General features: G+C 36.5%; 7 protein-coding genes and 2 rRNA genes. All 9 read left to right on the plus strand.

The features are described from left to right. On the plus strand, positions 1 to 1374 hold the full coding sequence (dnaA, locus tag AC2A4K_RS00005; RefSeq protein WP_322504937.1) for a chromosomal replication initiator protein DnaA: 1374 nt from the start codon (positions 1 to 3) through the stop codon (positions 1372 to 1374). Positions 1375 to 1668: 294 nt separating this feature from the next. After that, on the plus strand, positions 1669 to 2769 hold the full coding sequence (gene dnaN, locus AC2A4K_RS00010) for a DNA polymerase III subunit beta (protein WP_322504938.1): 1101 nt from the start codon (positions 1669 to 1671) through the stop codon (positions 2767 to 2769). A 123-nt stretch (positions 2770 to 2892) separates the two neighbouring features. Continuing rightward, positions 2893 to 3099, plus strand: coding sequence for a S4 domain-containing protein YaaA (yaaA, locus tag AC2A4K_RS00015; RefSeq protein WP_003470354.1), 207 nt, complete (start codon positions 2893 to 2895; stop codon positions 3097 to 3099). 55 nt (positions 3100 to 3154) lie between these two features. Next, positions 3155 to 4240, plus strand: coding sequence for a DNA replication/repair protein RecF (recF, locus tag AC2A4K_RS00020; protein ID WP_322504939.1), 1086 nt, complete (start codon positions 3155 to 3157; stop codon positions 4238 to 4240). A 13-nt stretch (positions 4241 to 4253) separates the two neighbouring features. Then, positions 4254 to 4514 carry an extracellular matrix regulator RemB gene (remB, locus tag AC2A4K_RS00025; protein ID WP_003451015.1) on the plus strand — a complete coding sequence of 87 codons (261 nt, stop codon included), beginning with the start codon at positions 4254 to 4256 and terminating at the stop codon, positions 4512 to 4514. Between the two features lie 240 nt (positions 4515 to 4754). Beyond that, the gene (gene gyrB / locus AC2A4K_RS00030) at positions 4755 to 6671 is read left to right on the plus strand and encodes a DNA topoisomerase (ATP-hydrolyzing) subunit B (RefSeq protein ID WP_322504940.1); all 1917 of its coding nucleotides are present in this window, start codon (positions 4755 to 4757) and stop codon (positions 6669 to 6671) included. Between the two features lie 21 nt (positions 6672 to 6692). After that, positions 6693 to 9212, plus strand: a complete 2520-nt coding sequence (gene gyrA / locus AC2A4K_RS00035) for a DNA gyrase subunit A (protein WP_322504941.1) — start codon at positions 6693 to 6695, stop codon at positions 9210 to 9212. Positions 9213 to 9758: 546 nt separating this feature from the next. Next, positions 9759 to 11273, plus strand: a 16S ribosomal RNA gene (locus AC2A4K_RS00040). 187 nt (positions 11274 to 11460) lie between these two features. Continuing rightward, a 23S ribosomal RNA gene (locus AC2A4K_RS00045) occupies positions 11461 to 14365 on the plus strand. Together the 16S and 23S rRNA genes form the textbook arrangement of a ribosomal RNA operon. Positions 14366 to 14398 lie beyond the last annotated feature (33 nt).

The following is a 14398-nucleotide window of genomic DNA, read 5'->3' on the forward strand; positions in this document are numbered from 1 at the left end:
ATGGATGCCCAACTAAACAATCTATGGGAACAAGCGTTGAATATAATAAAAGGAGAAATCTCTGAAATAAGCTTTAATACTTGGATTAAGAGCTGTACTCCTATATCAATGTCAGACAATACATTGAAACTTTCTGTTCCTAATGAATTCACTAAAGGGATTCTAGATACAAGATATAAGGACTTATTAATTCAAGCTTTAAAGATAGTTACATCTAGAAGATTTAAAATAGAGTTCTACCTTGAATCTGATTTAGAAGAAGAGAAAGAGAATGAGGAAAAACAAAAAGAAGAAAAAAAAGAGAATACAAATGATGTCGATGGCTCTATAGTTGTAAGCGATGAAATGTCAGCTACACTAAATCCTAAATACACATTTCAATCTTTTGTCATCGGTAATAGTAACCGTTTCGCTCATGCAGCATCTTTAGCTGTTGCTGAGTCACCAGCCAAAGCCTATAATCCTTTATTTATATATGGAGGAGTTGGCCTTGGAAAGACTCACTTAATGCACGCTATAGGACACTATATTCTTCAAGAAAATCCTAAAGCAAAAGTAGTTTATGTGTCATCTGAAAAATTTACTAATGAGCTTATAAATGCTATTAAGGATGATAAAAACGAAGAGTTTAGAAATAAATATAGAAAAGTCGACGTTTTATTAATAGATGATATTCAATTCATAGCTGGTAAGGAACGTACTCAAGAAGAATTCTTCCATACTTTTAATGCATTACATGAAGAGAATAAACAAATAATTCTATCATCAGATAGACCACCAAAAGAAATTCCTACATTAGAAGATAGATTAAGATCTAGATTCGAATGGGGTCTAATTGCAGATATTCAAGCACCCGATTTCGAAACTAGAATGGCAATACTAAAGAAAAAAGCTGATGTTGAAGGGCTAAATGTACCAAATGAAGTTATGGTGTATATAGCTACTAAAATCAAATCAAACATAAGAGAATTAGAAGGCGCACTTATAAGAATAATAGCGTATTCATCTTTAACTAATAGAGATGTAAGCGTTGATTTAGCTTCTGAAGCACTTAAAGATATAATATCTAATAAAGAAAGTGCTCCAGTTACAATAAAAACTATTCAAGAATCTGTAGCAAATTATTATAATTTAAGAATAGATGATTTAAAATCACAAAGAAGAACTAGAAATATAGCTTATCCTCGTCAGATTGCTATGTATTTAAGTAGAAAGCTTACAGATATGTCTTTACCTAAAATAGGTGAAGAATTTGGTGGTAGAGACCATACTACAGTAATTCATGCTTACGAAAAAATTTCTGAGAATTTAAAGACTGATGAAGGTCTACAAAGTATGATAAACGACATTACTAAAAAGCTTACTCAAAAGTAATTAACAAAGTACATAATAACTGTATAATATCTGTGGATAACCTGTTAATTATTATGTTTATTATTTTTTACCTGTTATTTTGTTGTGGATAATTGTTCACAGTAATCTACAGGTTATCCACAAGCAAAAAATCTCTGTAAGCATTGATATATAAGAGGCTCAGAGGTTTATCCACAAATCCACAGGTACTATTACTATTATTATTATATATATTATCTATTAATATATCTATTATACAAAAATTCACACTGTGTATAACTTATGTGAATAAGTCCTAGAAGGAGGGTTTTAATTTTGATATTTACATGTGATAAAAATAAACTACAAGAATCTATAGCTATAGCTCAAAAAGCTATAACAGGAAAATCAACAATGCCTATATTAGAAGGTCTATACATAGAAGCTTCAGAAAATATAGTAACTATAATAGGATCAGACAAGGATGTTAGTATAGAAACTAAATTTGAAGCAGAAGTTAATGAACCAGGTAAATTAGTTGTTGATGCCAAAATCTTTGGAGAAATAATAAGAAAGTTACCTAATGATAAAATTAAAATAGAAACAGTTTCAGAAGAAGCTATAAGAATAACATGTCAAAAGTCTGTTTTTGATTTATTACACATGAATGCAGAAGACTTCCCAAGTTTACCTAAAATAAATGAGAACATGATCTTCTCAATAAACCAAGGAATTCTTAAGAATATGATAAAAGGAACATCTTTTGCTATAGCTCAAGATGAAACAAGACCTATTCTTCAAGGTATATTATTCGAAATTAAAGATTCTAAATTAAACTTAGTAGCTTTAGATGGATATAGACTAGCAATAAGAACGGAAGATATAGATACTAACAATACAATTAATGCTGTTATACCAGGAAAAACTTTAAATGAAGTTGCTAAGATATTAGATGACTCTGATGAAATAGTTAATATTACATTTACTCCAAATCATATATTATTTAATATGGGAGATACAAAAGTAATTTCTAGATTATTAGAAGGTGAATTTATAAAATACGATGCTTTATTACCAAAAGAACATAAGTTACAAATTGAAGTAGATAAACAAACACTTCAAAATGGTATTGAAAGAGCATCACTTATGGCTAAAGAAGGAAATAGTAACTTAGTTAAGTTTGATATAACTGATGAAAACATAGTAATCACATCTAATTCTCAATTAGGAAAAGTTAGGGAAGAGGTTACTATAAAATTGCAAGGAGATGAAATACAAATTGCATTTAACTCAAAATATCTTTTAGACGTTTTAAAAAATATGGAAGAGGATAAAATAGAATTAAGAATGACAAGTAGTATATCTCCTTGTATTATTAGAAATAAAAACAATGATTTATGCGAATATCTAGTTTTACCAGTAAGAATAGCAAGATAATTTAAACTTATTTTATAACTATGGTGAGTTTAGTATTACTAAACTCACCATAGACTATTTTTTATTTTATTTTTGAAAGGAGAAACAATGTATTTATTTTTAATATACATTGGGTGAATAATTATGCAAGAAGTAAAGATCAATACAGAATTTATAAAATTAGATTCATTTTTAAAATGGTGTGGAGCAGTTAGCTTAGGATCAGAAGCTAAAATGTTCATAATGGATGGAGAAGTTTTAGTTAATGGAGAAGTATGTACTCAAAGAGGAAAAAAATTAAGAGTTGATGATACTGTAGAGTTCAATGGTGAAATTTATAAGTTAATTTAAAGATACATAGCCTAAAGAACATAAGAATATGGTATAATTAAATATAGGTGTTTTTATGTATATAAAAAGTTTGCAATTAATTAATTATAGAAATTATGAAAATTTATCAATCAAGCTTTGTCCGAATGTAAATGTCTTTATAGGTGATAATGCACAGGGAAAAACTAATGTAATAGAAGCAATATATTATTGTGGATTTGCTAAGTCCCATAGAACTAATAAAGACAGGGAGCTAATAGAGTGGAATAAGGACAGAGCTTTTATAAGGTTAGATGTTCATAAAGATAGATTAGATAAAATCATAGATGTGAATATTTTAAAAGATGGAAAAAAAGCTATTAGCATAAATTCAATAAAGATAAGTAAAATTGGAGAATTAATTGGAACGTTTAACGTTGTTATGTTCTCTCCAGAAGATTTAAAAATAGTAAAAGAATCTCCTGGAATAAGAAGAAAATTTCTTGATATGGAACTTAGCCAATTAAATAAAAGGTATTATCATAATTTAGTTCAATACAATAAAGTTTTACATGAAAGAAACTTAGTTCTTAAAAATAAAAATGTAAATGAGGAAATGTTAGATATATATGATATACAATTGGCACAATATGGAGAGAATATTATTAAGACAAGATTAAAGTATATAGAACAGTTAAACAAATATTCTAAAGAAATTCACAAAGAAATAACTTCAGGAAAAGAAGAGATTGAATTTAAATATATTTCAACTGTAAAAGATTTAGATAATATTAAAGATTCTATGATAAAGCTATTAGAACAAAATAGAAAAAAGGATATAGATAAAAGAGCAACATCTATAGGCCCACATAGAGATGATTTTAATATATATTTAAATAATATAGATGCAAAGATTTATGGTTCACAAGGTCAACAAAGAACTAGTGTATTAACAATAAAATTTGCATCTTTAAAAATAATAAAAGAAATAACAGGTGAATATCCTGTGTTATTATTAGATGATGTATTGTCAGAATTAGATTTTAATAGAAAAAGATATGTTTTAACATCTATAAAAAACATACAAACAGTAATAACATGTACAGGAATAGAGGATTTAACCAGTTATTTAGATGAAAACTCAAAAGTATTCAGAGTTATAAATGGACGTATTCAATGTTAAAGGAGGAGTATTTGTGTTTTTACACTTAGGAGAGAATGTAGTAGTTCCAGTTAAAGATGTTATAGGAATATTTGATATTCAAACTGCTATGTATAGTTCAGATACTATACAATTCTTAAGAATGGCTGAAGAGGATGGATTCGTTGAAAGAATTACAGATGAAAAGCCAAAATCTTTTGTTATAGCTGAGATAGATAAAATGAGTAAAGTATATCTTTCACCTATTTCATCATCTACATTAACAAAGCGTACAGATATTAATTATAATCCTTAAATTTTTGAATAAAGATAAATTTAAGTTTATTAACTAAAGATTTATTTATTTTTAAAAAGTTTTTAGAAATATAGGATTGCCACATTATTTGGGAAGGGTTAACCCATATCCTTTAAATTAATAGATCTTAAATAATGTTTACGTTAAGTGTGAGGATCGAAGGAATTTCAACTAAGTTGTTTGAAATTATTCACGGAAGACCCTATAAAAGTTAAATTGCTGCTATATAGGAGGAGTTATATGTTGGAGCAAAACAATCAAAATTATGATGCTAGTCAGATTCAAGTCTTAGAAGGATTAGAAGCTGTAAGAAAAAGACCAGGAATGTACATTGGTAGTACTAGTTCTAGAGGTCTTCATCATCTAGTTTACGAAATTGTTGATAACAGTATTGATGAAGCATTAGCAGGATACTGTAAGAATATAAAAGTTTACATACACAAGGATAATTCAATTACTGTAGTTGATGACGGAAGAGGTATGCCAGTAGGAATCCATCCAAAGATGGGAAAACCAACTGTAGAAGTTATCATGACAGTTCTACACGCAGGAGGTAAATTCGGAGGAGGCGGATACAAAGTATCTGGTGGATTACATGGTGTTGGTGCATCTGTAGTTAATGCTCTTTCAGAATTATGTGAAGTAATTGTAACTAGAGATGGATATGTTTGGAAACAAATATATAAAAGAGGTGCTGTACTTACTGGTTTAGAGAAAATAGGAGAAGCTGAAGGAAGTGGAACTAAAGTTCACTTTAAACCAGATGTTGAAATATTTGAAGAAACTGAATATGATTTCGAAATTTTATCACAAAGACTTAGAGAGTTAGCATTCTTAAATAAAGGAATAAACATAACTCTTATTGATGAAAGAGGAGAGGAAATCAAAGAAGAAGTATATCACTATGAAGGTGGTATAAAATCTTTTGTAAGTTATTTAAATAGAAACAAAGAGGTTTTACATAAAGAACCAATTTATGTAGAAGGTCTTAAAGATGGTATTTCAGTAGAGGTTTCATTACAATATCATGATGGATTCAATGAAAATATCTTTACTTTTGCTAATAATATAGATACTGTTGAGGGAGGAACTCACTTAGCAGGATTTAAAACAGCATTAACTAGAGTAATGAATGATTACGCTAGAAGATTTGGCCATTTAAAAGATGCAGATAAGAATTTATCAGGAGATGATATCAGAGAAGGTCTAACTGCTGTTATTTCTGTTAAAATATCTGAACCTCAATTTGAAGGGCAAACAAAAACAAAATTAGGGAACAGTGAGGTTAGAAGTGCTGTTGATTCAATTTCAGGGGAAGGAATATCTACTTTCTTAGAGGAAAATCCTGAAGTTGGTAAAGTAATAATAGAAAAAGCTTTATTAGCATCAAGAGCTAGAGAAGCAGCAAGAAGAGCGAGAGAACTTACAAGAAAATCAGTTCTTGAAAGAAGTTCACTACCGGGTAAACTTGCTGACTGTTCATCAAAAGATCCAAAGGAATGTGAAATCTATATAGTTGAGGGAGACTCAGCGGGTGGATCTGCAAAGCAAGGAAGAGATAGAAAATTCCAGGCTATATTACCTTTAAGAGGTAAGATAATGAACGTAGAAAAGCAAAGATTAGATAAAATTTTAGGTTCAGATACTATAAGATCAGTGGTAACTGCTTTAGGGGCAGGTATAGGACCTGAGTTTGATATAGAGAAAATAAGATATAATAGAATAATAATCATGACAGATGCTGACGTTGATGGTGCTCACATAAGAACTCTATTATTAACATTCTTTTATAGATATATGAGAGACTTAGTTGAGCAAGGACACGTTTATATAGCACAACCACCACTATATAAAATTTCTAAAGGTAAACAAGAAAGATATGCTTACACAGATTCTGCTGCAGATGAAATAATAGCTGAGTTTGGTGGAAAAGATAGTAGCGTTAATGTTCAAAGATACAAAGGTCTTGGAGAAATGAACGCAAACCAACTTTGGGAAACTACTATGGATCCAGAATCAAGAGTATTGTTAAGAGCAGATATAGAAGATGCTATGGCAGCTGATGAGATATTTACAATTCTTATGGGCGATAAAGTAGAGCCGAGAAGAGAATTTATTCAGAAGAATGCTAAAAAGGTTAGCAATTTAGATATATAGTACTAATATGAGGTGAAGTACATGAGCTTTAATGAGGGAAAAGTAATACCCATAGATATAAATAAAGAAATGAAAAAATGCTACATAGATTATGCTATGAGCGTTATTGTTGGTAGAGCATTACCAGATGTTAGAGATGGTTTAAAACCAGTTCACAGAAGAATTTTATATTCAATGCAAGAATTAGGACTATATCCTGAGAAAGGATATAGAAAATGTGCCAGAATCGTTGGGGAAGTTTTAGGTAAGTACCATCCACACGGTGATACATCAGTTTATGATGCTTTAGTTAGAATGGCACAGGATTTCTCTTTAAGATATATGCTTGTTGATGGACACGGTAACTTCGGTTCTGTTGATGGGGACTCAGCAGCGGCAATGAGATATACAGAAGCTAAAATGAATAAAATAGCTTCTGAAATGCTTAGAGATATAAATAAAAATACTGTTGATTTTGCACCAAATTTTGATGGTGAGGAAAAAGAACCAGTTGTATTACCTTCAAGATATCCAAACCTTTTAGTTAATGGTTCATCAGGTATCGCAGTTGGTATGGCTACTAATATCCCACCACACAACTTAGGTGAAGTTATTGATGGAACTATAGCTCTTATAGACAATCCAGAGTTAACAAGCTTAGAATTAATGACATACATCAAAGGACCAGATTTCCCTACAGCTGGAATAATAATGGGTAAATCAGGTATAAGAGCAGCTTATGAAACTGGAAAAGGTAGAATAGTAGTAAGAGCTAAGGCTGAAATTGAAGAGGAGAATGGAAGACATAGAATCATAGTTACTGAACTTCCATACCAAGTTAATAAGGCTAAGCTTATAGAATACATTGCAGATCTTGTTAAGGATAAAAAGATTACTGGAATATCAGATTTAAGAGATGAGTCTGATAGAGAAGGTATGAGAATTGTTATAGAACTTAAGAGAGATGCAAATCCAAGTGTTACCTTAAACATGCTATATAAGCATACAAAGATGCAAGATACATTTGGTGTTATAATGCTTGCTTTAGTTGATAATGAGCCACAAATTTTAAATTTAAAACAAGTGCTAACTCATTATATAAATTTCCAAAAAGATGTTATAACTAGAAGAACTCAATTCGAGCTTAATAAAGCAAAGGAAAGAGCTCACATATTAGAAGGATTAATAATAGCTCTTGATAATATTGATGAAGTTATAAGAATAATAAGAGGATCTAAGACTACAGATATAGCTAGAACTACACTTATAGAAAGATTTGGTTTAAGTGAAAAGCAAGCTAATGCAATCTTAGAAATGAGACTTAGAAGACTTACTGGTCTTGAAAGAGATAAGATTGAAAATGAGTATAATGAGCTTATGAAGTTAATAGACTACTTAAATGCAATCTTAGCTAGTGAAGAAAGATTATTAGAAGTTATAAAAGAAGAGCTTCTAGAAATCAAAGCTAAGTACTCAGATGACAGAAGAACTCAAATAGAGAAACAAGAAAATGAAATAGATATAGAAGACTTAATACAAGAAGAGGATGTTGTAATAACTCTTACACACACTGGATACATCAAGAGAATTTCTTCAGATGTTTATTCAGCTCAAAAGAGAGGTGGTAAGGGAATACAAGCAATGACAACAAAAGAGGATGATTTTGTTGAAAATATACTTGTAACATCAACACATGCAAACTTATTATTCTTCACTAATAGAGGGAAGGTATATAAGATTAAGGCATATGAAGTACCTGATGCAGGAAGAACTGCTAAGGGAACAAATCTTGTAAATATACTACCTTTAGAAGCTGATGAAAAAATACAAACAGTTCTTTCAGTTAAGGATGTTCAAGAAGATGGATACTTATTCATGGGAACTAAACTAGGAATAGTTAAGAAAACTCGATTAGGAGACTTCAAGAACATAAGAAAGAATGGATTAATAGCCTTAAACCTTAGAGAAGGTGATGAACTTCTAAAAGCTAAAATAACATACGGAGATGCAGATATAATGTTTGTAACTCAAGATGGTAATGCTATAAGATTTAACGAAACAGATGTTAGACCTATGGGTAGAAGTGCATCTGGTGTTAAAGCTATCAGCTTAAGAGAAGGCGATGTTGCTGTTTGTATGGATATCGCTGTAGAAGGTGAAAAACTGTTAGTTGTAAGTGAAAATGGTTATGGTAAGAGAACTAACCTAGATGAGTATAAGGTACAAAATAGAGGTGGAGTAGGTCTTATAACATATAAAGTATCAGAAAAGACTGGTAAAGTTGTTGGAGCTACTGTATGTAAAGAAGATGATGAACTTATGCTTATAAATAACCAAGGGGTAGCTATAAGAATAAATGTAAGTGGAGTTTCAGTTACAAGTAGATCTGCAATGGGTGTTAAACTTATGAGAACTCTAGAAGATGAAGCAGTAGTAACTATTGCAAAAATATCTGGGGATAATGGAGAAGAGGAAGAAGAATCAACTTTATTAGACCAACTAGAAAGCACAAATGAAATTGCAGAAGAAGTAGCTACAGAGGTTAAAGAAGAGGAAAACTAATATAGTTTTAAATTAGCTCTGATGTTTTTATAGCATCAGAGCTTTTTTTTATAGAAATTTATATGTTTATTAAATTAAATAATAAAAAATGAGTTGAATTAAAAGAAAAATATAATATTAATAAAATAGAATTTGTTGAAGATATTTGAGATTAAAGTAAGAAAAATAGGCTATAAGCATAGATAAAAGAGAAATTAAGATATAAACTTTACCTAGTGTATCAATAATTAAATATATGAGTAAAATAAAGAAAATAAGAGAAAATACAGCTTAATTTATTAAAATGAAGTGAAATAAAAATGTGGATTAGAAGGTATGTGATAAGATATTACTTGTCGCTGACGAACAGCAACAAACAAAAAACAAAACTTGGGAAACAAGTTAAAAAAGTTTTTTGAAGAAAAATGTTGACAAAGTTCGAAAGTGGTGATAAACTAAAGAAGTCGCTTGAGGGCGACGAAGAAATGGTCTTTGAAAATTAAACAGAAGATATTAACATAAACCAGCAATTCTTTTATAAGTAATATGAGTAATAGATTAAACTTTTAAATTGAGAGTTTGATCCTGGCTCAGGATGAACGCTGGCGGCGTGCTTAACACATGCAAGTCGAGCGATGAAGTTTCCTTCGGGAAACGGATTAGCGGCGGACGGGTGAGTAACACGTGGGTAACCTGCCTCATAGAGTGGAATAGCCTCCCGAAAGGGAGATTAATACCGCATAATGTTGAGAGATGGCATCATCTTTTAACCAAAGGAGCAATCCGCTATGAGATGGACCCGCGGCGCATTAGCTAGTTGGTGGGGTAACGGCCCACCAAGGCGACGATGCGTAGCCGACCTGAGAGGGTGATCGGCCACATTGGGACTGAGACACGGCCCAGACTCCTACGGGAGGCAGCAGTGGGGAATATTGCACAATGGGGGAAACCCTGATGCAGCAACGCCGCGTGAGTGATGAAGGTTTTCGGATCGTAAAGCTCTGTCTTTGGGGAAGATAATGACGGTACCCAAGGAGGAAGCCACGGCTAACTACGTGCCAGCAGCCGCGGTAATACGTAGGTGGCGAGCGTTATCCGGATTTACTGGGCGTAAAGGGAGCGTAGGCGGATGATTAAGTGGGATGTGAAATACCCGGGCTCAACTTGGGTGCTGCATTCCAAACTGGTTATCTAGAGTGCAGGAGAGGAGAGTGGAATTCCTAGTGTAGCGGTGAAATGCGTAGAGATTAGGAAGAACACCAGTGGCGAAGGCGACTCTCTGGACTGTAACTGACGCTGAGGCTCGAAAGCGTGGGGAGCAAACAGGATTAGATACCCTGGTAGTCCACGCCGTAAACGATGAATACTAGGTGTGGGGGTTTCAACACCTCCGTGCCGCCGCTAACGCATTAAGTATTCCGCCTGGGGAGTACGGTCGCAAGATTAAAACTCAAAGGAATTGACGGGGACCCGCACAAGTAGCGGAGCATGTGGTTTAATTCGAAGCAACGCGAAGAACCTTACCTACACTTGACATCCCTTGCATTACTCTTAATCGAGGAAATCCCTTCGGGGACAAGGAGACAGGTGGTGCATGGTTGTCGTCAGCTCGTGTCGTGAGATGTTGGGTTAAGTCCCGCAACGAGCGCAACCCTTGTCGTTAGTTACTACCATTAAGTTGAGGACTCTAGCGAGACTGCCTGGGTTAACCAGGAGGAAGGTGGGGATGACGTCAAATCATCATGCCCCTTATGTGTAGGGCTACACACGTGCTACAATGGCTGGTACAGAGAGACGCAATACCGCGAGGTGGAGCCAAACTTTAAAACCAGTCTCAGTTCGGATTGTAGGCTGAAACTCGCCTACATGAAGCTGGAGTTACTAGTAATCGCGAATCAGAATGTCGCGGTGAATACGTTCCCGGGTCTTGTACACACCGCCCGTCACACCATGAGAGTTGGCAATACCCGAAGTCCGTGAGCTAACGCGTAAGCGAGGCAGCGGCCGAAGGTAGGGTCAGCGATTGGGGTGAAGTCGTAACAAGGTAGCCGTAGGAGAACCTGCGGCTGGATCACCTCCTTTCTAAGGAATACATCTTAGGATAACTAAGATGACATAGAATTCTGGATAATATCTCTGTTTAATTTTGAGAGACTATCTCTCAAAATTGTTCTTTGAAAATTGCACATAATTTAATTTATAGAAAACAACAAGCCAAATTGGCAAACCAATTTCTATTCTTTGTAAAATGAGAACTATAACTAATATAGGTCAAGCTACAAAGGGCGTATGGTGAATGCCTTGGCATCAGGAGCCGATGAAGGACGTGATAAGCTGCGATAAGCTTCGGGTAGGCGCACATAGCCTGAGATCCGAAGATCTCCGAATGAGGAAACTCACATGGGAAACCCCATGTATCGTTAAGTGAATACATAGCTTAATGAAGGTAACCCAGGGAACTGAAACATCTAAGTACCTGGAGGAAGAGAAAGAAAAATCGATTTTCTTAGTAGCGGCGAGCGAAAGGGAAAGAGCCCAAACCGGAAACTTGTTTCCGGGGTTGCGGACATAACATAAAAGTGGAGGCTATTGTAACTGAAGAGAGCTGGAAAGCTCCACCGTAGAGGGTAATAGTCCCGTAAGTGAAACGAGAAGACCACGAGTTATGATCCAGAGTACCACGAGACACGTGAAACCTTGTGGGAAGCAGGGAGGACCACCTCCCAAGGCTAAATACTACCTGATGACCGATAGTGAAGCAGTACCGTGAGGGAAAGGTGAAAAGAACCCCGGGAGGGGAGTGAAATAGAACCTGAAACCGTATGCCTACAACCGCTCAGAGCCCCATATGAGGGTGATGAGGTGCTTTTTGTAGAACGAGCCAACGAGTTACGGTATGTAGCAAGGTTAAGTACTTAAGGTACGGAGCCGAAGGGAAACCGAGTCTGAATAGGGCGACTAGTTGCATGCCGTAGACCCGAAACCGGGTGACCTATCCATGGCCAGGTTGAAGCGAGGGTAAAACCTCGTGGAGGACCGAACCACGTTGCTGTTGAAAAAGCATGGGATGAGCTGTGGATAGCGGAGAAATTCCAATCGAACCCGGAGATAGCTGGTTCTCTCCGAAATAGCTTTAGGGCTAGCGTCGAGTATGAGTAGTGGAGGTAGAGCACTGAATGGGCTAGGGGGCATAGCGCTTACCGAACCTTATCAAACTCCGAATGCCACATACTTTGAGCTCGGCAGTCAGACTACGAATGATAAGATCCGTGGTCAAAAGGGAAACAGCCCAGATCGTCAGCTAAGGTCCCAAAGTGTAAGTTAAGTGGGAAAGGATGTGAGATTTCTAAGACAACTAGGATGTTGGCTTAGAAGCAGCCACTCATTAAAAGAGTGCGTAATAGCTCACTAGTCGAGAGATCTTGCGCCGAAAATGTAACGGGGCTAAACTTACCACCGAAGCTACGGGCTTGAACTTAGTTCAAGCGGTAGGAGAGCGTCGTAACCGGGCTGAAGTCGTACCGTAAGGAGCGGTGGACTGGTTACGAGTGAGAATGTTGGCATCAGTAGCGAGATGTGGGTGAGAATCCCACAGGCCGAAAACCTAAGGTTTCCTCAGGAAGGTTCGTCCGCTGAGGGTTAGTCGGGACCTAAGCCGAGGCCGAAAGGCGTAGGTGATGGACAACTGGTTGATATTCCAGTACCACTACCATCGTTATTATCGATGGCGTGACGCAGGAGGATAGTGTGTGCTAGCTATTGGATGCTAGTCTAAGCATTTAGGCAGTGAAAGTAGGCAAATCCGCTTTCATAATGCTGAGGTGTGATGGGGAAGGTTCTACGGAACCGAAGTACATGATTCCACGCTGCCAAGAAAAGCGTCTAGAGAGAGAAGTAGTGCCCGTACCGCAAACCGACACAGGTAGGTGAGGAGAGAATCCTAAGGCCGGCGGAAGAATTACAGTTAAGGAACTCGGCAAATTGACCCCGTAAGTTCGCGAGAAGGGGTGCCTACGAGAGTAGGCCGCAGAGAATAGGCCCAAGCAACTGTTTAGCAAAAACACAGGTCTCTGCTAAAGCGTAAGCTGATGTATAGGGGCTGACGCCTGCCCGGTGCTGGAAGGTTAAGGGGAACACTTAGCGCAAGCGAAGGTGTGAACTTAAGCCCCAGTAAACGGCGGCCGTAACTATAACGGTCCTAAGGTAGCGAAATTCCTTGTCAGGTAAGTTCTGACCCGCACGAATGGCGTAATGACTTGGGCACTGTCTCAACTGTAAATCCGGCGAAGTTGTAGTGCGAGTGAAGATGCTCGCTACCCGCGATTGGACGGAAAGACCCCGTAGAGCTTTACTGTAGCTTAGCATTGAGTTTTGGTATTGTCTGTACAGGATAGGTGGGAGACTAGGAAACCAGGGCGTCAGCCTTGGTGGAGTCATCCTTGGGATACCACCCTGACAGTACTGAAATTCTAACTGGCGGCCATGAATCTGGTCACAGGACATTGTTAGGTGGGCAGTTTGACTGGGGCGGTCGCCTCCTAAAAAGTAACGGAGGCGCCCAAAGGTTCCCTCAGAACGGTCGGAAATCGTTCGTAGAGTGCAAAGGCAGAAGGGAGCCTGACTGCGACACCCACAAGTGGAGCAGGGACGAAAGTCGGGCTTAGTGATCCGGTGGTACCTCGTGGGAGGGCCATCGCTCAACGGATAAAAGCTACCTCGGGGATAACAGGCTGATCTCCCCCAAGAGTCCACATCGACGGGGAGGTTTGGCACCTCGATGTCGGCTCGTCGCATCCTGGGGCTGAAGTAGGTCCCAAGGGTTGGGCTGTTCGCCCATTAAAGCGGCACGCGAGCTGGGTTCAGAACGTCGTGAGACAGTTCGGTCCCTATCCGTCGCGGGCGTAGGAAATTTGAGAGGAGCTGTCCTTAGTACGAGAGGACCGGGATGGACTGACCTCTGGTGTACCAGTTGTTCTGCCAAGAGCACAGCTGGGTAGCTAAGTCGGGAATGGATAAACGCTGAAAGCATCTAAGCGTGAAGCCAACCTCAAGATGAGATTTCCCATAGCGTAAGCTAGTAAGATCCCTTGAAGAACACAAGGTTGATAGGTCGGGGGTGTAAGCATGGTAACATGTTCAGCTGACCGATACTAATAGATCGAGGGCTTGACCAAATATAGTAAATTAAATATGTGCAATTTTGAAAG

The organism is Clostridium sp. LIBA-8841 (assembly GCF_057782475.1).